This window comes from Lysobacter sp. FW306-1B-D06B, assembly GCF_038446665.1.
GTDB lineage: Bacteria > Pseudomonadota > Gammaproteobacteria > Xanthomonadales > Xanthomonadaceae > Lysobacter_J.
Map to the genome: position 1 here is coordinate 1,661,733 of NZ_CP151802.1, position 24,343 is coordinate 1,686,075.

19 protein-coding genes, 1 other RNA gene and 2 pseudogenes are annotated in these 24,343 nt (G+C 68.8%); 17 read left to right on the forward strand and 5 right to left on the reverse strand.

Annotation, left to right across the window (positions count from 1 at the left end; translation table 11 throughout):
* Window positions 1–5: 5 nt before the first annotated feature.
* The 5 genes and pseudogenes from AAFF32_RS07665 to AAFF32_RS07685 form a co-directional block, all read right to left on the reverse strand.
* Window positions 6–1,388 carry an FAD-linked oxidase C-terminal domain-containing protein gene (locus tag AAFF32_RS07665; RefSeq protein WP_216960274.1) on the reverse strand — a complete coding sequence of 461 codons (1,383 nt, stop codon included), beginning with the start codon at window positions 1,386–1,388 and terminating at the stop codon, window positions 6–8.
* Entirely contained in the window at window positions 1,385–1,918 is a 534-nt protein-coding gene (locus tag AAFF32_RS07670; protein ID WP_342316989.1) for a metal-dependent hydrolase, read from the reverse strand. Before AAFF32_RS07670 ends, AAFF32_RS07665 begins: the two co-directional genes overlap by 4 nt.
* Before the next feature lies 1 nt (window position 1,919).
* Window positions 1,920–2,924: a DUF4349 domain-containing protein gene (locus AAFF32_RS07675; protein ID WP_342316990.1), complete on the reverse strand. Its 1,005-nt coding sequence runs from the start codon at window positions 2,922–2,924 to the stop codon at window positions 1,920–1,922.
* An 89-nt stretch (window positions 2,925–3,013) separates the two neighbouring features.
* Window positions 3,014–3,393 (reverse strand): annotated as a pseudogene (locus AAFF32_RS07680) (YraN family protein).
* Window positions 3,377–4,633: pseudogene (locus AAFF32_RS07685) on the reverse strand (penicillin-binding protein activator); the annotation flags it as partial. The pseudogenes AAFF32_RS07680 and AAFF32_RS07685, both read right to left, overlap by 17 nt.
* 208 nt (window positions 4,634–4,841) lie before the next feature.
* Here AAFF32_RS07685 and rsmI point away from each other — a divergent pair.
* The 17 genes from rsmI (at window position 4,842) to lpxC (ending at window position 24,234) form a co-directional block, all read left to right on the forward strand.
* On the forward strand, window positions 4,842–5,693 hold the full coding sequence (gene rsmI, locus AAFF32_RS07690; protein ID WP_216960258.1) for a 16S rRNA (cytidine(1402)-2'-O)-methyltransferase: 852 nt from the start codon (window positions 4,842–4,844) through the stop codon (window positions 5,691–5,693).
* A gap of 292 nt (window positions 5,694–5,985) precedes the next feature.
* Window positions 5,986–6,340: RNase P RNA component class A (gene rnpB, locus AAFF32_RS07695), an RNA gene on the forward strand.
* Between the two features lie 802 nt (window positions 6,341–7,142).
* Window positions 7,143–7,589, forward strand: coding sequence for a division/cell wall cluster transcriptional repressor MraZ (mraZ, locus tag AAFF32_RS07700; RefSeq protein WP_216960254.1), 447 nt, complete (start codon window positions 7,143–7,145; stop codon window positions 7,587–7,589).
* Window positions 7,590–7,600: 11 nt separating this feature from the next.
* Window positions 7,601–8,707: a 16S rRNA (cytosine(1402)-N(4))-methyltransferase RsmH gene (gene rsmH / locus AAFF32_RS07705; protein ID WP_216960251.1), complete on the forward strand. Its 1,107-nt coding sequence runs from the start codon at window positions 7,601–7,603 to the stop codon at window positions 8,705–8,707.
* Window positions 8,704–8,973, forward strand: a complete 270-nt coding sequence (gene ftsL, locus AAFF32_RS07710) for a cell division protein FtsL (RefSeq protein WP_216960248.1) — start codon at window positions 8,704–8,706, stop codon at window positions 8,971–8,973. The genes rsmH and ftsL overlap by 4 nt, the downstream gene beginning before the upstream one ends.
* The gene (locus tag AAFF32_RS07715; protein WP_216960245.1) at window positions 8,970–10,910 is read left to right on the forward strand and encodes a penicillin-binding protein 2; all 1,941 of its coding nucleotides are present in this window, start codon (window positions 8,970–8,972) and stop codon (window positions 10,908–10,910) included. The genes ftsL and AAFF32_RS07715 overlap by 4 nt, the downstream gene beginning before the upstream one ends.
* On the forward strand, window positions 10,907–12,379 hold the full coding sequence (locus AAFF32_RS07720) for a UDP-N-acetylmuramoyl-L-alanyl-D-glutamate--2,6-diaminopimelate ligase (RefSeq protein ID WP_216960242.1): 1,473 nt from the start codon (window positions 10,907–10,909) through the stop codon (window positions 12,377–12,379). Before AAFF32_RS07715 ends, AAFF32_RS07720 begins: the two co-directional genes overlap by 4 nt.
* A gap of 29 nt (window positions 12,380–12,408) precedes the next feature.
* A complete protein-coding gene (murF, locus tag AAFF32_RS07725) occupies window positions 12,409–13,764 on the forward strand; it encodes a UDP-N-acetylmuramoyl-tripeptide--D-alanyl-D-alanine ligase (RefSeq protein WP_342317249.1) in 1,356 nt (451 codons plus the stop codon).
* Window positions 13,754–14,839, forward strand: coding sequence for a phospho-N-acetylmuramoyl-pentapeptide-transferase (gene mraY / locus AAFF32_RS07730; protein ID WP_216960239.1), 1,086 nt, complete (start codon window positions 13,754–13,756; stop codon window positions 14,837–14,839). The genes murF and mraY overlap by 11 nt, the downstream gene beginning before the upstream one ends.
* Window positions 14,839–16,164 carry a putative lipid II flippase FtsW gene (ftsW, locus tag AAFF32_RS07735; RefSeq protein WP_216960236.1) on the forward strand — a complete coding sequence of 442 codons (1,326 nt, stop codon included), beginning with the start codon at window positions 14,839–14,841 and terminating at the stop codon, window positions 16,162–16,164. Before mraY ends, ftsW begins: the two co-directional genes overlap by 1 nt.
* Entirely contained in the window at window positions 16,164–17,255 is a 1,092-nt protein-coding gene (gene murG / locus AAFF32_RS07740; protein ID WP_216960234.1) for an undecaprenyldiphospho-muramoylpentapeptide beta-N-acetylglucosaminyltransferase, read from the forward strand. Before ftsW ends, murG begins: the two co-directional genes overlap by 1 nt.
* 8 nt (window positions 17,256–17,263) lie before the next feature.
* Window positions 17,264–18,706 carry a UDP-N-acetylmuramate--L-alanine ligase gene (murC, locus tag AAFF32_RS07745; RefSeq protein ID WP_342317251.1) on the forward strand — a complete coding sequence of 481 codons (1,443 nt, stop codon included), beginning with the start codon at window positions 17,264–17,266 and terminating at the stop codon, window positions 18,704–18,706.
* 17 nt (window positions 18,707–18,723) lie between these two features.
* Window positions 18,724–19,683: a D-alanine--D-alanine ligase gene (locus AAFF32_RS07750; protein WP_342317252.1), complete on the forward strand. Its 960-nt coding sequence runs from the start codon at window positions 18,724–18,726 to the stop codon at window positions 19,681–19,683.
* Window positions 19,680–20,420 carry a cell division protein FtsQ/DivIB gene (locus AAFF32_RS07755; protein ID WP_216960228.1) on the forward strand — a complete coding sequence of 247 codons (741 nt, stop codon included), beginning with the start codon at window positions 19,680–19,682 and terminating at the stop codon, window positions 20,418–20,420. Before AAFF32_RS07750 ends, AAFF32_RS07755 begins: the two co-directional genes overlap by 4 nt.
* A complete protein-coding gene (gene ftsA / locus AAFF32_RS07760; RefSeq protein ID WP_216960225.1) occupies window positions 20,417–21,652 on the forward strand; it encodes a cell division protein FtsA in 1,236 nt (411 codons plus the stop codon). The genes AAFF32_RS07755 and ftsA overlap by 4 nt, the downstream gene beginning before the upstream one ends.
* Window positions 21,653–21,838: 186 nt before the next feature.
* Window positions 21,839–23,059, forward strand: a complete 1,221-nt coding sequence (ftsZ, locus tag AAFF32_RS07765) for a cell division protein FtsZ (protein ID WP_216960223.1) — start codon at window positions 21,839–21,841, stop codon at window positions 23,057–23,059.
* Between the two features lie 260 nt (window positions 23,060–23,319).
* A complete protein-coding gene (gene lpxC / locus AAFF32_RS07770) occupies window positions 23,320–24,234 on the forward strand; it encodes a UDP-3-O-acyl-N-acetylglucosamine deacetylase (RefSeq protein ID WP_216960220.1) in 915 nt (304 codons plus the stop codon).
* Window positions 24,235–24,343: the final 109 nt, after the last annotated feature.

Below are 24,343 nucleotides of genomic sequence, written 5' to 3' on the forward strand. Positions count from 1 at the left end.
CCGCGTCAATCCGGCAGCAGCTTGCCCGGGTTGAGGATCCCGTCCGGATCGAACGCCGCCTTCACCGCGCGCATCATCGCCAGCGTGGGTGCGTCGATCGCCTGCGGCATGAACTCGCGCTTGGCCAGCCCGATGCCGTGTTCGCCCGACAGCGTGCCGCCCAGCGACAAGGTCAGTGCGAACACGCGTGCCATCGCCGCATGCGCACGCGCGGTTTGCGCATCGTCCTCGGGGTGATAAAGCAGGTTGACGTGCAGGTTGCCGTTGCCGGCATGGCCGAAGCAGACGATGGGCAGGTCGAATTCGCGCGACAGCGCCTGCACGCCGTCGACCAGCTGCGGGATGCGCGACACCGGCACCACCACGTCCTCGTTGATCTTGCCCGGCGCGAGCGTGCGCAGCGATGGCGACAGCGCCTTGCGCGCGGCCCACAGCTTCTCGCGCGCGAACTCGTCGGCGGCATCGTCGAGCGACACCAGCCCGTCGCCGTCGGCGGCGCGCATCAACGCCTCCATGTCGTGCGGCAATGTCTGGGCATCGCCGTCGGCTTCGATCATCAGCAAAGCACCGGCATCGGGCGGAAGGTCCGCGCCGCCGACGTCGCGCGCCAGGCGAACGGCATCGCAGTCCATGAATTCCAGCATCGACGGCGTGACCGGCTGCGCCATCAATCGCGCGACGGCCTGCGCGGCGGATGACACGTCACGGTAGATCGCGCGCAGCGCGCGGCGTGCTTTCGGGGCGGGCGTGAGGCGCAGGCTGGCTTCGACGATCAACGCCAGCGTGCCCTCGCTGCCGACCAGCAGGCGTTGCAGGTCGTAGCCGGTCGCGCCCTTGGTCGTGGCGGTGCCGCAGTGGATGAGCTCGCCCGTGCCGGTAACGGCCGTCAGCGCGAGCACGTTGTCGCGCGTGGCGCCGTACTTCACCGCGCGCGGGCCGCCCGCGTTGCAGGCGAGGTTGCCGCCGATGCTGCTGTAGCCGGCGCTGGTCGGGTCCGGCGGCCAGAACAGGCCGTGCGGTTTCAGCGCCGCCTGCAGGTCGCCGTTGAGCACGCCCGGCTCGACCACCGCGCAGCGATCGCCGGGGCGGATGTCGAGGATGCGGTTCATGCGTTCGAACGACACCACCACGCCGCCCGCGACCGGCACCGCCGCGCCGGTGGTGTTGGTGCCGCGCCCGCGCGCGATTACCGGCACGCGCGCCGCGCGGCAGGCGCGCACCAGCGCGACGACCTGTTCGGTCGTCGTCGGCAGCGCGACGGCGTCGGGCAACGCCTGCCGACGCGAATTGTCATACGCATACGTGAGACGTTCGCTGGCGTCCGTGCGCCAGCCGTCGCCGAGCAGCGATTGCAGTTCGGACGTCAGTGCGTGTGGCAGAGAACTCATGGACGCGAGGATACTGCCCGGCGCAGTGCAAGGATCGTCATCGCGAGGATCGCGCAGGGCAGCCACACCCAGCGGATTTCCGAAGCGATGACCGCAAGCCCGCGTGCGCTGAAGAATCCCGCGCCGATCGGCGACACCGCGATCGGGCGCCACGGTGCGAACAGGCGCGCATCCGACCAGGGCCACCACAGCGCGACGCCGAGCCCGCCGTTGGTCAGCGCGTCCAGGAGCGGATGCGACAACGCACAGGCGAAACACCACAGTGCCGCCTTCCATGGTGCGCTGCGTAGCGCGCCGTGGAAGCAGGCCGCGAGCAGGCCCAGTGTCACCGCGAACACCAGCGAATGGCTGGCGCCGCGATGTCCAAAGTCGTCCGCATAGGCGATGCCCAGCTTGAACGCGACGACGTCCGCGTCCGGCAGCACCGCGGCGACCGCGCCGGCGAGCAGCAAGCGTCGATCGATGGCGCGCGGGCCCAGTGCAATCCCGATCGCCAGCGGCACCACGGCATGGGTGAAGACGGTCGGCATGTCAGGGCTTGCGCCTGCGCCAGCGCAGCACGACGAACGCCGCCGCCAGCATGGCCAGCCACAGCGGCCACAACAGCGCGAGCGCTATGGACACGTCCAGCGCGCCGCGCCAGCCCGCCTGCAGCGCATGACCCAGTCGCGCGAAGAAGCCCGGGCCATCGCGACGCACGACCTCTTCGACGTCGATGCGTTCGGCGCGGCTCACCTGAGGTGCCTGGTACAGCGTCAGGTCGATCGTGGCGAAAGCGATGCGGTCTTCCAGCGTCGCCCGAGCGATCGTCGCTTCATCGCGCTGCGTCTGGGCATCGGCGCGCGCGTTGATCGCGTCGATCTTTTCGCCGGTCTTGCCGCGCTCGGCGGCGACGTCGCCGAGCGAACGCTGCGCGTCCTGGTGGCGCGCATACGCCAGGCGCTGGCGCAGCAGTTCGAACTGCGCATCGACCGCCTCGAAGTTGCGGTTGTCGAGGAACTCCACATGCTGCGCGAGCGCGCGCAGGAACGTTTGCGTGCGCTCGCTGGGCACGCGGACCTGCAGCTGTCCGCGCACGGTGTACGTGGACAGCTCGACCAGCTTGCCGTCGCCGCTGGGGCGCGTCTGCCGTTCGAACACCTGGGTCTGGATGCGGTTGCTGGCGACGAAGCCGCCCTGCTGGGCCACCAGATCCTCGATCGCAAGCGCAGAGCGGTAGACATCGCCCACGCGGAATTCGGCCGAGGCGGTGCGGATGAAGCTCCGTTCGCCCGAGGGCTGCGTCGCCACAGCCGATTCCAACTGCGTCTGTATATCGGCCGGTGCGGAGGCGGGCTGCGTCGGAGCCGACGCGGCGGGGGGCGCGCGCTCCTCCATCGCGGCATCGGCCGCGCTTGCGGCGGGGGCCGCGCTCGCGGCGGGGGCCTCCATCGCGGCGTCGGCCGCACTCTCGGCATCGGCCGCGTGGTCCTGCCTGGAGCACCCGCCCAACACCAACGCGCAGGCCAGCAGGCCCGCATGGAGCTTGATACGCATCGATCGGTTCCCTCTCGTCATGGCGTCATGGCCAACGGATGCCCGCGATAGTCGGGGTTGCCCGTCGTCACGCGCAATACGAACTGCCCTCAGACGTCGTCGGCGCGGAAGGCGTCCTTCAGCCAGTTCAGGCGAGGGGGGCGGGATCGCCGTCGGCTTCGACCACGTCGAAGCGGCACGGCGCGTTCGCGTGCTTTGGATGCTGTGCGAGGAAGGCGTGGGCGGCCTGCACGATCCTGCGGCGCTTGTGCCCGTCGATCGAAGCCGCGCCGCCGCCGAAGCGCGCGTCGCGCCGGTAGCGCACTTCCACGAACACCAGCGTGGCGCCGTCGAGCATCACCAGGTCGAGTTCGCCGAAACGGTAGCTCGCGTTCGCGGCGACATCGCGCAGTCCCGCGCGAGCCAGGTACGCACGCGCGGCGGCTTCCACCGCCGCGCCGCGGGCGCGGCGATCAGCGGCGGGACGCATCCGCCAGCGGCGTGGCGATGCCGGCGGTGAAGGTCGACCAGGCCGGCGTGCGCTGCACGTTGCCGAAGCCGTCCAGGCGCAGCGTGCCGGTCGCGCCGTCGATGTGGCCGTCGGCGGTGGTCGCCAGTCGTTGCAGGTAGGCGGTGATCTGCCAGGCGTCGAAGCCGAACGCGAACAGGCGCGCGGCCGGACCCTTGGTGCTGTTGAGCTGCGCGGCGGCGATCGCCGCCGGCGGCAGGCCCGGCACGCCGCGCGTGGTCCAGATTTCGGTCGGGAAGGCGATGCCGTCCAGAGCGCGGTCTTCCTCGGCCTTGCCGGTGCCCGAGAGCAGCTGCGAGGTCGCCACGCGCGGTTTGCCGGCCAGGCCGGCGAGGGCGAGGCGGGGCATCAGCAGGCGCGCGCTGCTGCCCTTCACCGCCAGGAACACGGCGTCCACGCCGCCTTCCTTCTGCGCGTAGGGCACGAAATCGGACGTGCCCTCGCCGACGACATCGGTCACCGTCGCGCCGCGCGCAACCAGGCGTTCGCGCAGGCTGGCGACGGCGCGTTGCTGCGTGTCGTCGGCGGCGGCGATCACCAGCACGCGCTTGGCGTTGAGGCCCAGCAGGTATTCGGCGGCGGCGATGCCCTCGTCGTCCGGCGAGAGCGAGAAGCTGGCGTTGCCGGCCGGCGGCGCGGCATCGCCGCGGTTGAGCGCGAGCACCGGCACCTGCAGCGGGCCCCTGGAGAACAGCGCGTTGACCTCGTCGCGGCCCAGCGGCCCGACCACGAAATCGTTGCCTTCCAGCGCCGCACGGTCGTACGCGGCGAGCGCGCCGCCGGCCGTGTCGGCGGTGTCGTAGAAGCTCACGTCCGGGCGGCGACGCGGTTCGCCGTAGTAGCCGGCGAGGAAACCATCGCGCACCGGCGCAGCGGCGACGGCGAGATTGCCCGACATCGGCAGCAGCACGGCCACCTTCACCGGCGGGCGGTAACCGTCGCCCTCGGCCGCCGGACGATTGGCGGCGTCGAAGTTCCAGCCGGTGCGGTCGAACGGCCGCGGCAGCGGCAGGCCGCGGCGCAGCAGCGCCTGGCCGGCGTGGTTGTAGAGCGGGTCGCCGGCGGCGAGCGACGCGGCCTCGCGGGCGAGGGTGGCGTTGTCGAGCGTGGACAGCAGGCGCTCGATCTCGCGCTCATTGGCGCTGCGCGCCGCACCGGTGAGCGCGGCGCCGTTGCGGGCGAGCTCGCCGGCCTGGGCGATGGCCGGATTGCGGCTCTGCTGCGAGCTGGACGTGCCGGTGGTGGAAACCGTGGCGCAACCGCCCAGCAGCGCGGCACTGATGGCCGCCGCGAACATCCACTTCATTGCCCAACGGTTGGAAGCCTGGATCATCGGCATGCGCGCGCCGCTACACGGCGTTCTTGAGGGAACCGGTTAGGATTCTACCCGGCCCCACCGCAGACGCACGATGCACACGTCCCAACCAGGCGCCTCGAAGGCCCCCGGCACCCTCCACGTCGTCGCCACGCCCATCGGCAACCTTGGCGATCTCTCCGCGCGCGCGCTGGAAACCCTGAAGACTGTCGACGCCATCTGCGCCGAGGACACGCGCCATACGCGCCAGCTGCTCTCGCACTTCGGTCTGGAACGACCGCTGATCGCGCTGCACGAACACAACGAGGAAGCGCAGGCCGTGCACCTGGTCGCGCGCCTGCAAGCGGGCGAATCATTCGCGCTGGTCTCGGACGCGGGCACGCCGCTGGTAAGCGACCCCGGCTTCCGCCTGGTGCGCGCCGCGCGCGCCGCCAACCTGCGGGTCTCGCCCGTGCCGGGCGCGTGCGCCGCGATCGCCGCGCTGAGCGTGGCGGGGATTCCCAGCGACCGTTTCGTATTCGAAGGCTTCCTCCCGGCGAAGGCGTCCGCGCGCCGCGAACGCCTCTCGCGGCTCACCGGCGAGGTGCGCACGCTGATCTTCTACGAATCCGCGCACCGCATCGAAGAGTCGCTGGAAGACCTGTCCGCCGCATTCGGCGAATCGCGGCGCGGCGTAATCGCACGCGAACTGACCAAGCTGTTCGAAACCGTGCTCGATGCCACGCTGGGCGAACTGCGCTCGCGTGTCGCCGCCGATCCGAACCAGCGCAAGGGGGAGTTCGTGGTGATCGTCGAAGGCGCGGGCGAGGACGCCGACGCCGCCATCGCCGAGGGTCGCCGGCTGTACGCCAAGCTCACCGAGCATCTGAAGCCGTCGCAGGCGGCGAAGCTGGCGGCCGAGCTGAGCGGCGCGCCGCGCAAGGCCTTGTACCACTCCGACGAGTGACGCCTCCCGCGCTGCGGCGAGGGTGATAGGCCGGAAAGTTGGATTCCCGCCTTCGCGGGAATGACGGCTTTTGGGGCGGCATCGCCGCGGAACACGGGCGCGGGCATGGCGCCACAGCCCATTTGGTCGACGGCAACCCCCTCGAACCCCCCGTAGTCGAAGCCAGAGCCCCCTTTAGTAAAGGGGGCGCGGCGGCAGCCGCGGGGAATTGGAGTGGCGGCGCGGGGCCCGAAGTTTGCACAGCAAACTTTGGGAGGTGAATTCAGCTGCGAAGCAGTAGAATTCGCCTCGCGGAGTCGGCCTAGGCAGTCGCGTCATCCGAAAGGATGCCGAGGAAAGTCCGGGCTCCACAGGGCACGGTGCCAGGTAACGCCTGGGCGGCGCGAGCCGACGGAAAGTGCAACAGAGAGCAGACCGCCGAACGGCGTCGCAAGACGTGCGTGGTAAGGGTGAAACGGTGCGGTAAGAGCGCACCGCGAGTCCGGCAACGGACCGGCACGGCAAACCCCACCGGGAGCAAGACCAAATAGGGAGGCAATGCCGCGGCCCGCGGTGTCTCCGGGTAGGTTGCTTGAGCGTAGCGGTGACGCTGCGCCTAGAGGAATGACTGTCCACGACAGAACCCGGCTTACAGGCCGGCTCCGCGCCTGTTCTTCCCAGGCTGGCCTGGGAAGAACCCCAAAGTTTCGCGTAGCGAAACTTCGGGCCCCGAGGCATCGCCTCCAATTCCCCGCGGCTGCCGCCGCGCCCCCTTTACCAAAGGGGGCTGGCGTCTTTCGTCAGGGTGATCGGTGGGTTAGGTCCGGGTGATCCAGGCTGGCCTGGGAAGAACCCCGAAGTTTCGCGCAGCGAAACTTCGGGCCCCGAGGCATCGCCTCCAATTCCCTGCGGCTGCCGCCGCGCCCCCTTTACCAAAGGGGGCTGGCGTCTTTCGTCAGGGTGATCGGTGGGTTAGGTCCGGGTGATCCAGGCTGGCCTGGGAAGAACCCCAAAGTTTCGCGTAGCGAAACTTCGGGCCCCGAGGCATCGCCACCAATTACCCGCCGCTGCCGCGGCGCCCCCTTTGCTAAAGGGGGCTGGCTCGTTCGTCAGGGTGGCTGGCGTGTTAGGCCTCGGTGATCGATCGAAGGATTCCGATCGTTTTCGCAAATGGAAGGCCGGTGCTGCGGCGCAGCATCGGCCTTCCGGCGTTAGGCGGGGCTTTGCCAATGTCCTGCGACAAGGCGGTCCAGTCTCAAAATTTGAGACTAAACAATGGGTAGTGGATAAGTCTTGAACAAACCTGTGAAGTTCTTCGCAAGTCATTGACGAGACAGGTGAATTTGCTCCCTAAAACTTGTTGACAACCCTGTGGGGCGTGCCTAAGGTGGGCATCTGAGGGAAAACCGGGTTTTTTGTGGTTTTCCAGGATCAAGTCGCCCGCCTAGAGGCGGCCCCAACAGGTGCTCAATGTTCCAGGGTGAGACCGCCATCACGATTGACGACAAGGGCCGGCTGGCGGTGCCCACCGTCTACCGTGACGTCGTCGCGCGTGAATGCGCCGGTCGCCTGGTCATCACCTACAACCCCTTCGAGTCCGGCTCGCTGTACCTGTACCCGCAGGCTGCGTGGGAGCGGCTGCGCGACCAGGTCAATGCGCTGCCCAAGGCGAAGGCGGTCAACCGGAGCATGCAGCTCAAGCTCGTCGGCGCGGCGGCGTTCGTCGAGCTCGACGGCAACGGGCGCATCAGCATCCCGGCCAGCCACCGCGCCGCGGTCGGCATCGAGAAGAAGGCCGTGCTGCTGGGCATGGGCGACAAGTTCGAACTGTGGAGCGAGCAGGCGCACCACGCGCAGATCCGTCAGACGGTCTCTGACGACGATCTGAGCGCGGAGCTGCTCGACCTTCAGCTGTGACGGTGGGTGGCATGGAGCGCGGCGCGCTTTCCGGCCACCTTCCCGTGATGTACGCGCAGGTGCTCGACGGCCTGAACGTGCGCGGGAATGGAACGTACCTGGACGGCACGTTCGGGCGTGGCGGTCATGCGCGCGGCGTGCTGGAACGACTCGGCCCCGGAGGCCGTCTGCTGCTCATGGACAAGGACCCCGAAGCGATTGCGGTGGCGATGCGCGAGTTCGCGCAGGACGCCCGCGTCGCGGTCTTCCGTGGCAGCTTCGCCGAGCTTGCGCAGTGGAACGAAACCGCCGCCGGTCTCGACGGCGTGCTGTTCGACCTGGGCGTGTCTTCGCCGCAGCTGGACGTCGCCGAGCGCGGTTTCAGCTTCGGCAAGGACGGCCCGCTGGATATGCGCATGGACCCCGACAGCGGCGAGAGCGCGGCGCAGTGGCTCGCGCGCGCCGAAGACCGCGAGATCGCCGACGTCCTGTGGACCTACGGCGAGGAGCGCATGAGCCGCAAGATCGCGCGCGCCATCGTGGCCCGTCGCGACGCGCAGCCGCTGCTACGCACCGCACAGCTGGCCGATCTCATTGCCTCCGTGGTGCCGCGCGGCGACCAGAAGATCCATCCGGCCACGCGCAGCTTCCAGGCCATCCGCATCTTCATCAACCGCGAACTCGTCGACCTGGAAACCGGCCTGGACGCCGCATTGGCGCGCCTGAAGCCCGGCGGCCGGCTCGCGGTGATCAGCTTCCATTCGCTGGAAGACCGCATCGTCAAGCAGTTCATCGCGCGCCACAGCAAGGCGCCGCCGGCCAACCGCCGCATGCCGGTAGAGGTGGCGTTCACGCCGGTGCTGCGCGCGATCGGTTCGGCGCAGAAGGCATACGACGAAGAAACCTCGGCCAATCCGCGGGCTCGCAGCGCGGTACTGCGCGTGGCGGAAAAGCTGGGAATCGGGAACGAGGAAGGCGCAAACGCCTCGGACGGCGTCTCCGACACGGCACAGCCGGCAACGGGCCGTGGAGACCGGCGGGAAGCGATGGCGCCCGGTGAGCCGGAACTCCGGCGATTCCGTCTTCCGCGTACCCGATTCCCGGCTGCTGTGGAGCGGCACGAGGAGGCGCGACTGTGAGCGTCGTGCGCCTGCTGCTGAGCGTGCTGGTGGTGGCCAACGTCGTTTCGGCGCTGGCCGTCGTGCAGGCGCGCCATGAGCACCGGCAGCTGTTCGTGCAGCTCAGCCGTCTGGAGCGTTCGCGCGACGAACTCAACATCGAGTTCGGCCGCCTCCAGCTCGAACAGGCCACCTGGGCGGAGAGCAACCGCATCGACCAGGTCGCGCGCGACCGCCTGGGCATGAAGTTCCCCGAAGGCGCCGAAACCGTGGTGATCCGTCCATGAACGGCCCTTCGAAGCATTCGCGTGGCAACAAGTCCGGACGCAGCGGGCCGCTCGATGCCGTGCTCGCATTGCGTGAGAAGTTCGCCGGCGATCGCGACCGCAACGGCGGCAAGAACCGTGTGCGCGCCTCGTTCAACCTGCGCAACCGGCTTATCCTGGTGGGCGGCGCGCTGGGGCTGTGCTCGATCGCGCTGGTCGGCCGCGCGCTGGACCTGCAGGTCATCAGCAACGATTTCTATCGCCAGCAGGGCGATGCACGCTCGCTGCGCGAGATTCCGATCCCGACCTCGCGCGGCATGATCACCGACCGCAACGGCGAGCCGCTCGCCGTGTCCACGCCGGTCGAGTCGATCTGGGCCAACCCGCAGGAACTGCTGAAGAATCCCACTCGCATCCCGCAGCTGGCGAAGGCGCTGGGCGTGTCGCCCGATGCGCTGACACGCAAGCTCAGCCAGCGCTCGAGCAAGGAATTCGTTTACCTCAAGCGCCGCATCAATCCCGACGAGGCCAAGCGCATCCTTGCCTACAAGGTGCCGGGCGTGTTCTCGCAGCGCGAGTTCCGCCGCTTCTACCCGCAGGGCGAAGCGATGGCGCACATCCTGGGCTTCACCAACATCGACGACCTGGGACAGGAAGGCCTTGAGCTCGCGTTCGACGACTGGCTGCGCGGCAAGCCCGGCGCCAAGCGCGTGATCCGCGACGGCGCCGGCCGCATCGTCGAGAGCGTGGACCTGGTGAAGGCCGCCGAACCCGGCCGCGACCTCACCCTCACCATCGACCGCCGCATCCAGTTCCTCGCCACGCGCGAACTGCGCGGCGCGCTGGAGCGCACTGGCGCCAGCAGCGGTTCGGCCGTCGTGCTCGACATCGCCACCGGCGAAGTACTGGCCATGGCGAACCTGCCGACCTACAACCCCAATGCGCTCTCCGTCGGCAATCCCGACACGCACCGCAATCGCGCGGTGACCGACGTGATCGAGCCGGGTTCGACGATGAAGCCGCTCACCGTGGCCGCTGCGCTGGAAGCGGGGGTGATCACCCCGCACACGCGCTTCGACACCAACCCAGGCTGGATGCCGAACGGCCGGTTCCGCACGACCGACCACCACAACTACGGCGTGCTCGACACGACGGGCGTGATCACCAAGAGCTCCAACGTCGGCGTGTCGAAGATCGTCGCCAAGCTGCCGAACCAGGAGTACTACGAGTTCCTCAAGCGCTTCGGCTACGGCCGCAAGACCAACAGCGGCTTCCCGGGCGAGTCCTCGGGCGTGCTCGCGCCGCCGTCGCGCTGGAGCGGCACGACCAAGCAGACGATGTCCTACGGCTACGGCCTGTCGGCGACACCGCTGCAAATCGCGCAGGCGTATGCGGCGCTGGGCAACGGCGGCAAGCTGATCGCGCCGACCTTCGTGAAGGGCGAACGGCACGAGCCGGTGCAGGTGCTCGATCCGGCCATCTCCGGCCAGATCATGCGCATGATGCAGACCGTGACCGAGCCGGGCGGCACCGCCACGCAGGCGGCGATCCTGGGCTACCACGTCGCCGGCAAGACCGGCACGGCGCGTAAGTTCAACGAATTCGGCGGCTACTCGCGCCGCTACGTGTCGTTCTTCGCCGGCGTGGTGCCGGTGAACAATCCGCGCTTCTCGATGGTGGTGGTGGTCAACGATCCGGATCCGGCGAAGGGTTACTTCGGCGGCTTCGTGTCGGGCCCGGTCTTCAAGAGCGTCATGGAAGGCGCGCTGCGTCTGATGGACGTCGCCCCGGACGACATCGACACCTGGATGGCCGCGCAGGCCGAAGCCGAGGCCAAGCGCGCCAAGGCCAACGGCGGCAAGCCGACCGGCGCCGTGCTGCCCGCACCGGTCCATGCCTCCGCCGCCGCACTGCCGTTGCCCACCGGCATGGTGAGCCAGCCGGGAGGTGCGCGATGAGCCGCCTCATGCCGCTGGCCGAACTGTTGCCCGACGTGGACGGCATTCCGCCGGAGCTGGTCATCACCGGGCTCGTGCTCGACAGCCGTGCGGTGCGACCGGGCAACGCATTCGTCGCGATCGCCGGCTTCGGCGCGCACGGCCTGCGCTTCGTCGAGCAGGCGCGCGCGGCCGGTGCCGCCGCGATCCTGTTCGAGCCGCCTGCGCCGGACGACCTGCCCGCGCCGCACGACGCCATCGCCGTGCCCGGGCTGCGTGAGCGCCTGGGCGAGATGGGCGACCGCTTCCACGGCCGCGCCACCGAGGCGATGACCGTGGTCGGCGTGACCGGCACCAACGGCAAGACCTCCACCGTGCAGCTGCTCACGCAGGCATGGAACGTGCGCGGCATCGTCAGCGGCAGCGTGGGCACGCTCGGCGCCGGCCTGTATGGCCAGGTCGTTCCGACCGGTTTCACCACGCCGCTGGTGCTGCAGACGCATGAGCTGCTCGCGCAGATGCACGACGACGGCGCGCAGGCCATCGCGATGGAAGCCAGCTCGCACGCGCTCGACCAGGGCCGCGTGGACGGCGTGCATTTCGACGTGGCGGTGTTCACCAACCTCACGCGCGATCACCTCGATTACCACGGCGACATGGCGACCTACGGCGCCGCCAAGGCGCGCCTGTTCGCGTGGCCGGGGTTGAAGGCCGCGGTGATCAACCTCGACGACGCATTCGGGCGCGAGCTGATCGGCACGCTGCCGGCCGGCGTGCGCGCGATCGGCGTGAGCTCGCGCGACGACGCGGCGGCGACGCTGCGCGCGCACAACCTGCGCTTCGACAACGCCGGCATCGGCTTCGACCTGGTCGTCGACGGCGAAACGCATGCGGTGCAGTCGCCGCTGCTGGGCCGCTTCAACGTCGACAACCTGCTGGCGGTCGCGGGCGTGCTGCTGGCGCTCGGCGATGCGCCGGCGCAGGTCGCCGACACGCTGTCCTTGCTGCGGCCGATCCACGGACGCATGAACCGCCTCGGCGGCGACGGCGTCGCACCGCTGGTGGTGATCGACTACGCGCACACGCCCGACGCGCTGGAACAGGCGCTGTCTTCGCTGCGAGGCCATGTGCAGGCCCGGCTGATCTGCGTGTTCGGCTGCGGCGGCGACCGTGATCGCGGCAAGCGTCCGCAGATGGCCGCCATTGCCGAGCAGCATGCCGACGTGGTGATCGTCACCGACGACAACCCGCGCTTCGAGGACGGCGATGCCATCGTCGCCGACATCATGGCCGGCTTCGCGCATCCGCAGCGCGTGACCGTGCAGCGCGACCGCGCTGCCGCCATCGCGCACGCGGTGGGCATGGCCGGCGCCGACGACATCGTGCTGGTGGCCGGCAAGGGCCACGAGCCGTACCAGGACATCCAGGGCGTGCAGCATCCCTTCGACGACACGCAGGTCGCCCGCGCGGCGCTGGAGGCACGCCAGTGAAGCCGCGTCGCCTGTCCGAGATCGCGCGCATGACCCGCGGCCGCCTGGTCGGTGAGGACCGCGTGGTCGACGCCATCGCCACCGACACCCGCGCGCTGCCGAAGCAGGGCGCAGCGCTGTTCGTCGCACTCAAGGGCGAGCGCTTCGACGGCCACGACCACGTCGCCAAGGCCGCGCAGGCCGGTGTCGCCGCGGCGCTGGTATCGCGCGACGTGGATGCGCCCGTTGCGCAGATCGTCGTCGCCGACACCGAGCGGGCGCTGGCCGACTTTGCCGCCGCCGTGCATCGCGAACGGCTTTCGGAAGGTAACGCGCAGAAGGTCGTGGCGATCACCGGCAGCAACGGCAAGACCAGCGTGAAGGCGCTGACGCTGTCGATCCTGCAGCGCGTCGGCGTCACCTACGCCACGCCGGGCAATCGCAACAACGAGATCGGCCTGCCGCTGGCGGTCATCGACGCACCCGAAGGCGTGCAATTCGCGATCTACGAGATGGGCGCCGGCAAGCCGGGCGACATCGCGTACCTCACCGACATCGCGCGTCCGGACGTGTCGATCGTCAACAACATCGCGCCCGGCCACCTGGAACGCATGGGCAGCCTGCTCGGCGTGGCCGACACCAAGGCGGCGATCTACGACGCGCTGCCGGCGGACGGCGTCGCGGTCATCAACGCCGACGACGCATTCGCGCCGTACTTCGCCGAGCGCGCGCACGGCCGGCGCCTGCTGCGCTTCGGGCTGGAAGCGAGCGCCGACATCACCGCGCGCAACATCGAAGCGCTGGCCGACGGCTCGCGCTTCCTGCTCGTGACGCCCCAGGGCGAAGCGGCGATCGCGCTCGCACTGCCGGGCCGCCACAACGTAAGCAACGCACTCGCGGCGGCAGGTCTGGCGCTGAGCGCAGGCGCTTCGCTGGAGGCGGTGGCCGAAGGGCTCAACGCCGCGCGTCCGGTCGCCGGCCGGCTGATCTCGCACCGCCTCGAAAACGGCGCGGTGATCATCGACGACAGCTACAACGCCAATCCCGGCTCGCTCGCCGCGGCCATCGACACGCTCGCCGCGGGCGGCGGTGAGTCGTGGCTGGTGCTGGGCGACATGCGCGAACTCGGCGCCGACGCCGAGGCGATGCACGCCGAGGCAGGTCGCCGCGCCAAGGGCGCCGGCATCCGCCGTCTCTACACGCTCGGGCTGTACAGCGCCGCCGCATCGGCCGCGTTCGGCGAGGGCGCCAGGCATTTCGAAACGCACACCGCGCTGGCGCAGGCGCTCGGCAACGAGCTGCACGACGGCGTGCGCGTGCTGGTCAAGGGTTCGCGCGGAAGCGCGATGGACAGGATCGTGGCCGCGCTCGTGGGCCCGCAAGAAGGGGAACCCCATGCTGCTTGAACTCACGCGTTGGCTTGAACAACTGCAGAGCCTGTTCGGTCTGTTCGGGTATCTCACCTTCCGCGGCATCCTCAGCGCGCTCACCGCGCTTGCGCTGTCGCTGTGGTGGGGGCCGGCGGTGATCCGCAAGCTCGGCCAGCTCAAGGGCGGCCAGCCGATCCGCAAGGACGGCCCGCAGTCGCACTTCTCCAAGGCCGGCACGCCGACCATGGGCGGCGCGCTGATCCTGCTCACGGTGATGGCTTCGGTCCTGCTGTGGGGCGACCTGCGCAACAAGTACGTTTGGATCGTGCTGCTGGTAATGCTCGCCTTCGGCGCTATCGGCTGGTACGACGACTGGATCAAGATCGTCCGCCGCGATCCCAACGGCCTGAAGTCGCGCTGGAAGTACCTGCTGCAGTCGATCTTCGGCCTCGGCGCCGGCCTGTACCTGTGGTTCTTCGCCGACGTGCCGGCGGCGACGACCTTCTACGTGCCGTTCTTCAAGTCGATCGCGCTGCCGCTGGCGGGCATCGGTTTCGTCACCATCGCCTACCTGTGGATCGTCGGCTTCTCCAATGCGGTGAACCTCACCGACGGCCTCGACGGTCTGGCGATCATGCCGACCGTGCTGGTCGCCTGCGCGCTGGGTATCTTCGCCTACGCCTCGGGCCATGCAGAGTTCTCCAAGTACCTGCAGATTCCCGCCGTGCCCGGCGCGGGTGAACTGGTGATCATCTGCGCGGCGATCGCCGGCGCGGGACTCGGGTTCCTGTGGTTCAACACCTACCCGGCGATGGTGTTCATGGGCGACATCGGCGCGCTCGCGCTGGGCGCCGTGCTGGGCACCATCGCGGTGATCGTGCGCCAGGAACTGGTGCTGGTGATCATGGGCGGCATCTTCGTGATCGAGACGCTCTCGGTGATGATCCAGGTGGCTTCGTTCAAGCTCACCGGCAAGCGCGTGTTCCGCATGGCGCCGATCCACCACCACTTCGAGCTCAAGGGCTGGCCGGAGCCGCGCGTGATCGTGCGCTTCTGGATCATCTCGGTGGTGCTCGTCCTCGTCGGCCTGGCCACGCTGAAGGTACGTTGATGAGCGAATCCGCGCGCCAGGCAACACGACTCGACGCGATCGGCGGCCACTTCGACCCGTGGCTGCTCGGGATCTCGTGCGCGTTGGCGTGCCTGGGCGTGGTGATGGTCGGCTCGGCTTCGATCGGTGTCGCCGACGGCCACGACGTCAGTCCGTTCTACTTCCTCACGCGCCACGTGGTGTTCCTCGCCATCGGCCTGGTGATGGCGCTGTGGGTGATGCGCACCGAACTGAAGACCATCGAGCAGCACAATCAGTGGTTGCTGCTGGTGTGCTTCGTACTGCTGATCGCGGTGTTCGTGCCCGGCATCGGCCGCAGCGTGAACGGCGCACGGCGCTGGCTCAACCTGGGCTTCTCCAACTTCCAGGCGGTGGAGGCGGTGAAGCTGCTCTACATCGTCTGGCTGGCCAGCTACCTCAAGCGTTACAGCGAAGAGGTCACCGCGACCTGGGGCGCGATGCTCAAGCCGATCGGCGTCGCCGTGGCGCTGGTGATGATGCTGCTGTTGCAGCCGGACTTCGGTTCGTCCTCGCTGCTGCTGGCGATCACCGCCGGCATGCTGGTGCTGGGCGGCGTGAACATGCCGCGCATGTTCGGCCCGGTGCTGATCGGCCTGCCGGTGCTGGCGGTCGTCGCGATCGCGGAGCCGTATCGGGTGGTGCGCCTGACCTCGTTCCTGGATCCGTGGCAGGACCCGTTCAAGACTGGCTACCAGCTCACCAACGCCCTGATGGCAGTGGGTCGCGGCGAATGGCTGGGCGTTGGCCTGGGCGCGTCGGTGCAGAAGCTGTCCTACCTGCCCGAAGCGCACACCGACTTCATCATGGCCGTGATCGCGGAAGAGTTCGGCTTCCTGGGCGTGTGCGCCGTCGTCGGCCTGTACGCGGCCCTGGCCGGACGCGCGTTCTGGCTCGGCCTGAAGTGCGTGGAGATGCGCCGTCACTTCGCTGGCTACTGCGCCTTCGGCATCGCGCTGTGGATGAGCCTGCAGAGCTTCGTCTCGATCGGCGTGAACCTGGGCCTGCTGCCGACCAAGGGCCTCACGCTGCCGATGATTTCCTACGGCGGTTCGAGCGTGATCATGACCTGCGCCGCGCTCGGCCTGCTGCTGCGCGTGTCGTACGAACTCGACCGCGCGCAGCGCCAGGTCGCCCGCGTGCGCAACGACAACGCGCCGCTGTCGCCCACTCCGTCGTCGAACGAAACCGCCGCACCGAATGCGACGCCGCTGCCGTCGCGCAAGCCGGCCGCCGCAACCGCGTCCGCGCGCGGCACCAGCCGCCTGCAGCAGCGCGTCGAACCGACGCTCGGGAGGATCGCATGATGTTGCCTGCGACCGACTCCGACCTGCATCCGGTGATGATCCTCGCCGGCGGCACCGGCGGGCACATCTTCCCGGGCCTCGCCGTCGCCAGGGCGCTGAACGAGCGCGGCGTGCCCGTGCTCTGGCTCGGTGCCGAAGGCGGGATGGAAACGCGCCTGGTCCCGCAGCACGGCATCGCCATCGACACCATCGCCGTGCGCGGCATGCGCGGCAAGGGCGTCGCGACGCTGCTGGCCACGCCGTTCCGCATGATCGGCGCGGTGCGCGCCGCACTGCAGACACTGCGCGAGCGACAGCCGCGCGCGGTCATCAGCTTCGGCGGTTATGCGGCGGGGCCGGGTGGTCTGGCGGCGCGACTGGCCGGCATTCCACTGATCGTGCACGAGCAGAACCGCGCACCGGGCCTGACCAACCGCGTTCTCGCGCGTTTCGCGCGGCATGTGTTGACGGGGTTCCCCGGCACGTTCGCGAACGAGGAAGTGGTCGGCAATCCGGTTCGCGCGGAAATCTCGGCGGTGGCGCCGCCGGAACAGCGCTTCGCCGGACGCAGCGGCCCGCTGCGCGTGCTCGTGCTGGGCGGCAGCCAGGGCGCGCGTGCGCTCAACAGCGCCGTGCCACAGGCCGTCGCCGGACTGCGTGGCCGCGTGCAGTGCGAAGTGCGGCACCAGAGTGGCGAGAAGCTGCGCGAGGAAGCCGAGCGCGCTTACGCGCAGGCGGGCGTGCAGGCTTCGGTCGAACCCTTTATCGCCGACATGGCCTCGGCGTACGCCTGGGCCGATGTCGTCGTCTGCCGCGCCGGCGCGTTGACGCTCGCGGAGCTGTGCGCCGTCGGCGTGGGCAGCGTGCTGGTGCCGTTCCCGCAGGCGGTGGACGACCACCAGACCAAGAACGCGCAATACCTCGTCGATCGCGGTGCCGCGCAGCTGCTGCCGCAGGGCACGGCGGGCGATCTCGGCCAGCGTCTGTCGGCCACCCTCGAAATCCTCGGCGAACGCGGCGCCCTGCTGCAGATGGCGCAGGCCGCACGCGCGATCGCCAAGCCCGACGCGGCCGACCGCGTCGCCCAACTGGTTCTGGAGCAAGTCGAATGAGTACGGCCCTGCGTCGCCGCCTGCAGCACACCGGCGACCTCGCCAAGGCGTTCCCGCGCGTGCACTTCGTCGGCATCGGCGGCGTCGGCATGAGCGGCCTGGCCGAGGTGATGTGCACGCTGGGCTATCAGGTGTCCGGCTCGGACAACGCCGATAACGCGGTGACGCGCCGTCTGGCCAAGCTCGGCGTGACCGTCAACAAGGGTCACGCTGCGGCCAACGTGCTGGGCACGGATTGCGTGGTCGTGTCGAGCGCGATCAAGGCCGACAACCCCGAGCTGATGGAAGCGCACGCGCAGCGCATCCCGGTGGTGCCGCGTGCGGAAATGCTGGCCGAGCTGATGCGCTTCAAGCGCGGCATCGCGGTGGCCGGCACGCACGGCAAGACCACGACGACGTCGCTGGCCGCGAGCGTGCTCGCCGAAGGCGGCATCGACCCGACGTTCGTGATCGGCGGGCAGCTGCTCGCCGCAGGCGCGAACGCGCGCCTGGGCAAGGGCGAATGGCTGGTGGCGGAGGCCGACGAAAGCGACGGCAGCTTCCTGCGCCTGAACCCGCAGATCGCCATCGTCACCAACATCGACGCCGATCACCTGGAAAACTACGGCGGCGACTTCGCCCGCGTGCAGGCGGCGTTCGAGGAATTCATGCACCGCCTGCCGTTCTACGGCCTGGCCGTGCTGTGCATCGATGACGCGGAAGTCGCGGCGCTGGCGGCGAAGACGCCGCGCCACGTGATGACCTACGGCTTCAGCATTGATGCCGACGTGCGCGCCGAGGACGTGCAGCAGCACGGCCCGAACATGCGCTTCACGCTGTGCCTGCCCGATGCGACGCGCACGCCGATCACGCTCGCGCTGCCGGGCCGCCACAACGTGCAGAACGCGCTGGCGGCCGCTTCCGTCGCGTGGCAGCTCGGCGTCGCCGCCGATGCGATCGCGCGCGCGTTGCAGAACTTCGCCGGCGTCGGCCGCCGCTTCAACCTGCTCGGAACTCCGTCCACGTCGAAGGGCGCGACGGTGCAGCTGGTCGACGACTACGGTCATCATCCCAAGGAGCTGGACGCGGTGTTCGCCGCCGCGCGCGGGGGCTGGCCGGACAAGCGCCTGGTCGTCGCGTTCCAGCCGCACCGCTACAGCCGCACGCGCGATCTGTTCGACGAATTCGCCGCCGTGCTGTCGAGCGTGGACGTGCTCGTGCTGACCGAGGTGTATCCGGCCGGCGAAGCGCCGATCGCCGGTGCCGATGCGAAGTCGCTGGCACGCGCGATCCGCGCGCGCGGCCGCATCGATCCGGTCGTGGTGAGCGGCGCCGGCGATCTGTCGTCGGTGCTTCCCGATGTCCTCAACGATGGCGACCTGCTGCTGCTGATGGGCGCGGGCGACATCGGCTACGCCGCGCAGCAGATCGCCGCGAACGGCTTCGACGGTTCCAACGGAGAGAAGAAGTGAGCGCACGGCCCACCAACATCGGTTCGCTCCGGATCACCGATCCGGCCGCCTTCGGCCGCGTCGCCGTGCTGATGGGCGGTACCAGCGCCGAACGCGAGGTCTCGCTCGACTCCGGTCGCAACGTGCTCGAAGCGTTGCGCTCGCGCAATGTCGACGCCTTTGCGGTGGACGGCATTCCCGCCCTGATCGACGCGATTCGCGCCGGCAGTGTCGACCGCGTGTTCAACATCCTCCACGGCAACAAGGGCGGCGGCGAAGACGGCGTGCTGCAGGGACTGTGCGAGGCGCTGGGCGTGCCGTACACGGGCTCGGGCGTGCTCGGCTCGGCGCTGACGATGGACAAGATCCGCACCAAGCAGGTGTGGCTGAGCCTCGATCTGCCGACCCCGCGCTACGTCAGGCTTGCCAAGGGCGACGACGTGCACGCCGCTGCCCGTCAGCTGGGCCTGCCGGTGTTCATCAAGCCGTCCAGTGAAGGCTCCAGTGTCGGTGTCTCGCGCGTGCTGAACGATGCGGACCTCGAGGCGGCCGTCGAACTGGCTGCGAACTACCCGGGCGAGATGCTGATGGAGCAGCTCATCGTCGGCGAGGAACTCACCGTGCCGGTGCTGGGCGGCGTGGCGTTGCCGTCGATCCGCATCGTGCCCAAGGGCGAGTGGTACGACTACCACGCCAAGTACATCGCCGACGACACGCAGTACCTGTGCCCCGGGCTCGAAGGCGCGGAAGAGACCGAGATCGGCCGCATCGCAAGCGAAGCGTTCGTCGCCGCCGGCTGCCGCGGCTGGGGCCGCGTCGACTTCATGCGCGATCGCGCCACCGGCCAGCTGTACCTGCTGGAAGTGAACACCGCGCCGGGCATGACGAGTCATTCGCTGGTGCCCAAGGCCGCGCGCCAGGTCGGCATCGAATTCGATGAACTGTGCTGGCGCGTGCTCGAGTCCAGCCTGGCCGACGAAGGAGGTGCGGTGGCGTGAACGCCATGCTTCGCCTCGTCGGATGGATCCTCGCGGTAGCGCTGGTCGTGCTGCCGGTCGTGGCCGTGCTCAACGGCTGGGTCGGTGCAGGCCATTGGCCGCTGACCAAGCTGCGCGCGACCGCCGAGTTCGAACGCGTGGACGGCGCGCTGCTGCAGAAGACGCTGTTGCCGTATGCGCAGCGCGGCTTCTTCGCGGTGGATCTGGCGGCGGCGCAGGATGCCGTGTCGAAGCTGCCGTGGGTCGAGCGTGCGGAAGTGCGCAAGCGCTGGCCCGACGTGCTGGAAGTGACGGTGTACGAACACCGCCCGTTCGCGCGCTGGGGCGACGACCTGTTGCTCTCGCAACAGGGGCGGTTGTTCCCGGCCAAGGGCATCCAGGTGCCGGAAGGCCTGCCGCAATTCGGTGGCCCGGAGTCGCGCGTCGGTGATGTCGTGGAGCTCTACAACGAGTCGCGCGCGATGTTCGCGCCGATCGGTCTGGAGGTGCGCGAGGTCGAGCTCGATCCGCGCGGCAGTTGGACGCTTGCGTTGGACAACGGCGCGCGGATCGTCGTCGGCCGCAGCGAGGCGCGCGCCCGGCTGGGCCGTTTCGTGCGACTGCTGCCGCAGCTTCTCTCGCAACAGGCGCAGGTGCTCAAGCGCGCCGACCTTCGTTACACCAATGGTTTTGCACTCACGTGGGCGCCGATTCCGGTGTCGGCGCCGGTGCCGCAACAGCAGCAAGGACAATCATGAACCGCAAGGGTGACAAGTCGCTCATCGTCGGCCTCGACATCGGCACCTCCAAGGTGGTGGCGCTGGTGGGTGAATATTCCCAGGGCAATCCCATCGAGGTGATCGGCATCGGTTCGCACGAATCGCGCGGCCTAAAGCGCGGCGTGGTCGTGGACATCGAATCCACGGTGCAGTCGATCCAGCGCGCCATCGAGGAAGCCGAGCTGATGGCCGGCTGCGAGATCCGCTCGGTGTACGCCTCGATCTCCGGCAACCACGTGCAGTGCCGAAACTCGCAGGGCATCGCGCCGATCCGCGACGGCGAGGTGACTTACGGTGATCTCGATCGCGTGCTCGATGCGGCCAAGGCCGTGGCGATTCCCGCCGATCAGAAGATCCTGCACGCGATCCCGCGCGACTACGTGCTGGACGATTCGCAGGAAGGCATCCGCAATCCCGTCGGCATGACCGGCGTGCGCCTGGAGGTGCATGCGCACCTGGTGGTGTGCGCGCAGTCGGCGGCGGCGAACATCAGCAAGTGCGTGCAGCGCTGCGGCTTGCAGGTGGACGACCTGGTCCTGAGCGTGCTGGCGTCCAGCCAGGCCGTGCTGACCAGCGACGAGCGTGAACTCGGTGTCGTGCTGGTCGATATCGGCGCGGGCACGACCGACATCGCCGTGTTCGTCGGCGGCGCGATCGCGCACAGCGCGAGCCTGCCGATCGCCGGCGACAAGGTGACCGAGGACATCGCGCACATGCTGCGCACGCCCACGCCGGAAGCCGAGCAGATCAAGGTTCGCTATGCGTGCGCGCTGGCGCAGATGGCGACGGCGGAAGAATCCATCCAGGTGCCCAGCGTCGGCGATCGCCCGCCGCGCCGCATGCCGCGCGCGTCGCTCGCGCAGGCGGTGCAGGCGCGTTACGAGGAAATCTTCGAAATGATCCAGGCCGAACTGCGTCGCAGCGGCTTCGAGCAGCACGTGCGCGCCGGCATGGTGCTCACCGGCGGCGCCGCGAAGATGGAAGGCGTGGTCGAGCTGGCCGAAGAGATGCTGCAGATGCCGGTGCGCGTGGGCATTCCGCAGCACGTGACGGGGCTGGGCGAAGTGGTCGGCAACCCGGTGCATGCAACGGGCGTGGGCCTGTTGCTGATGGGTAGCCAGATCGAGAACCCGCGGCGTCCGGTGATTCCGACCGGTCGCGCGGGCAGCTTCTTCAGCAAACTCAAGAATTGGTATCGCGGCGAGTTCTGATGATCGAACGCGCCACAGGTTTCATGGAATCGACGCGGCAAGGGCCGACGCCGGTTCCCGGTCCGGAGAGGCAAGCCGGATCACGCGGGCAGGCGAGGCGAAGGCGAAGCGGTACTTGCGGTTCGGCAACACCATCGATTCGAAAGACACACCACATAACTAGCACTACATAACGAGGACGACGACATGGCACATTTCGAACTGGTTGAAAAAATGGCCCCGAATGCGGTGATCAAGGTCATCGGCGTGGGTGGCGGCGGCGGCAACGCCGTGGCGCACATGGTCAGCGGCAACGTCGACGGCGTGGAGTTCATCACCGCCAACACCGACTCGCAGGCCATCAAGAACTGCGGCGCGAAGCTGCAGCTGCAGCTGGGCAGCAACGTCACCAAGGGCCTGGGTGCGGGCGCGAATCCGGAAGTCGGCCGTCAGGCTGCGCTGGAAGACCGTGAGCGCATCATGGACGCCCTCACCGGCGCCGACATGGTGTTCATCACCGCGGGCATGGGCGGCGGCACCGGCACGGGCGCGGCTCCGGTCGTGGCGCAGCTGGCCAAGGAGATGGGCATCCTGACCGTGGCCGTGGTGACCAAGCCGTTCCCGTTCGAAGGCCGTCGTCGCATGCAGGTCGCGCTGAAGGGCATCGAGGAACTGAGCCACCACTGCGACTCACTGATCACCATCCCGAATGAAAAGCTGATCACCGTGCTGGGCCGCAACGCCACGATGATCCAGGCGTTCCGCGCCGCCAACGACGTGCTGCTCGGCGCCGTGCAGGGCATCGCCGATCTGATCGTGCGCCCGGGCCTGATCAACGTCGACTTCGCCGACGTGCGCACCGTGATGAGCGAGATGGGCCTGGCGATGATGGGCACCGGCGCGGCTCGCGGCGACGATCGTGCGCAGGCCGCGGCCGAAGCGGCGATCCAGAACCCGCTGCTGGACGACGTGAACCTGTCCGGCGCCAACGGCATCCTGGTCAACATCACCGCCGGTCCGGACTTCACGATGGCCGAGTTCGACGAAGTCGGTCGCACCATCGAGAACTTCGCGTCCGAAGACGCGACCGTCGTCATCGGCACCGTGCTGGATCCGGACATGCAGGACGAGGTGAAGGTCACCGTGGTTGCCACGGGCCTGAACCGTGCGGTCGCCCGCCAGTCCGTGCGCGGCAACGAGCGCGAGGCCCATCGGGCCCCGATCACGCTGGTTCGCAACGCCACGACCGGCCAGCCGGAGTTCTCGGCCATGGACGAGATGCCGACCGCCCGTCCGAGCTTCGGCACCAGCCTGCGCGGAAGCGCCGGCAGCCGCAGCGTGGAGCCGGCGGCCCCGGCCGTCGCCGATTTCGGCAGCGACAGCAGCTATCTGGACATTCCGGCGTTCCTGCGCAGGCAGGCGGACTGAGTTTCACCCGGTCCTCCCCCAGTGATGGGGGAGGGCCTTAGTCGTCCGTCGTCCTTTCTGGCCCCTCGTGGGGCAGGGGCCGGCCGGTCCGCTCTAGCGGGTCCGGCCGGCCGTCTTGCTGTCCCGGTTCGTGACTTGTTTCCGTCATGGTTCAGGGCCTGCGGTGCTATTCTTGCCGGCCCGTTCAGGCGAGAACCATTTGCATCCGCCTGCTGTCGGACTCACCTAAGAAGACGCCGTCCCCCGATAGGTCCCTTGCGATGCTGCGCCAGCGCACCCTCAAGAATGTGATCCGCGCCACCGGCGTGGGCCTGCACAGTGGCGAGAAGGTCTTTCTCACCCTGCGTCCGGCGCCGGTCGATACCGGCATCGTGTTCCGTCGCGTGGACCTGGAGCCGGTGATTGAAGTGCCCGCCAGCGCCGAACTGGTCACCGAGACCACGCTGTGCACCGGCCTGACCTGCGGCCCGGCCAAGATCCAGACCGTCGAACACCTGCTGTCGGCCCTGGCCGGCCTGGGCGTCGACAATCTATATGTGGAGCTGTCCGCGGCCGAAGTGCCGATCATGGACGGTTCCTCCGGCCCATTCGTGTTCCTGCTGCAGTCCGCCGGCATCCAGGAGCAGGAGGCGCCCAAGCGCTTCATCCGCATCAAGCACCCGGTGGAAGTGCGCGACGGCGACAAGGTCGCCCGCTTCGAGCCTTACGACGGCTTCCGCCTGGACTTCACCGTGCAGTTCGACCATCCGGCGATCCCGGCGTCGCAATCGCGGGCCGTAGTGGAGTTCTCCACCGCCAACTACATCCAGGAAGTCAGCCGCGCCCGCACGTTCGGGTTCATGCGCGACCTGGAGTACATGCGCGACCGCAATCTCGGCCTGGGTGGCTCGATGGACAACGCGATCGTGCTGGACGAGTTCCGCGTCCTCAACGAGGACGGGCTGCGTTACGCCGACGAGTTCGTGCGCCACAAGATCCTCGACGCCGTGGGCGACCTGTATTTGGCCGGTCACCCGGTCATCGGCGCCTATGTCGGCTACAAGTCGGGCCACGCGCTCAACAACAAGCTCGTGCGCGCGCTGCTTGCCGAACGTTCAGCCTGGGACGAAGTCACGTTCACGCAGGCCGACGTCAAAGAGGCTCCCGTCACCTACGGGATCCCCGCCACGGTCTGAGGCGGGGCACGTGGGCGGTCCGCGAAAGGCGCCGCAATCGGTTTCATGAATTGGCCGGACGTCACAGACGTGAACTTCGCGTGACGCATTAACGTATTTTTTACGTTTT

Bases quoted from the DNA above. Each gene is read 5' to 3' on its own strand.
- murF (WP_342317249.1), top strand. From the start codon at position 12,409: ATGACCCGCGGCCGCCTGGTCGGTGAGGACCGCGTGGTCGACGCCATC.
- rsmI (WP_216960258.1), top strand. From the start codon at position 4,842: ATGCACACGTCCCAACCAGGCGCCTCGAAGGCCCCCGGCACCCTCCAC.
- AAFF32_RS07670 (WP_342316989.1), bottom strand. From the start codon at position 1,918: ATGCCGACCGTCTTCACCCATGCCGTGGTGCCGCTGGCGATCGGGATT.
- ftsA (WP_216960225.1), top strand. From the start codon at position 20,417: ATGAACCGCAAGGGTGACAAGTCGCTCATCGTCGGCCTCGACATCGGC.
- ftsW (WP_216960236.1), top strand. From the start codon at position 14,839: ATGAGCGAATCCGCGCGCCAGGCAACACGACTCGACGCGATCGGCGGC.
- murG (WP_216960234.1), top strand. From the start codon at position 16,164: ATGTTGCCTGCGACCGACTCCGACCTGCATCCGGTGATGATCCTCGCC.
- AAFF32_RS07665 (WP_216960274.1), bottom strand. From the start codon at position 1,388: ATGAGTTCTCTGCCACACGCACTGACGTCCGAACTGCAATCGCTGCTC.
- rsmH (WP_216960251.1), top strand. From the start codon at position 7,601: ATGGAGCGCGGCGCGCTTTCCGGCCACCTTCCCGTGATGTACGCGCAG.
- lpxC (WP_216960220.1), top strand. From the start codon at position 23,320: ATGCTGCGCCAGCGCACCCTCAAGAATGTGATCCGCGCCACCGGCGTG.
- AAFF32_RS07715 (WP_216960245.1), top strand. From the start codon at position 8,970: ATGAACGGCCCTTCGAAGCATTCGCGTGGCAACAAGTCCGGACGCAGC.
- ftsZ (WP_216960223.1), top strand. From the start codon at position 21,839: ATGGCACATTTCGAACTGGTTGAAAAAATGGCCCCGAATGCGGTGATC.
- AAFF32_RS07720 (WP_216960242.1), top strand. From the start codon at position 10,907: ATGAGCCGCCTCATGCCGCTGGCCGAACTGTTGCCCGACGTGGACGGC.
- mraZ (WP_216960254.1), top strand. From the start codon at position 7,143: ATGTTCCAGGGTGAGACCGCCATCACGATTGACGACAAGGGCCGGCTG.
- AAFF32_RS07675 (WP_342316990.1), bottom strand. From the start codon at position 2,924: ATGCGTATCAAGCTCCATGCGGGCCTGCTGGCCTGCGCGTTGGTGTTG.
- mraY (WP_216960239.1), top strand. From the start codon at position 13,754: ATGCTGCTTGAACTCACGCGTTGGCTTGAACAACTGCAGAGCCTGTTC.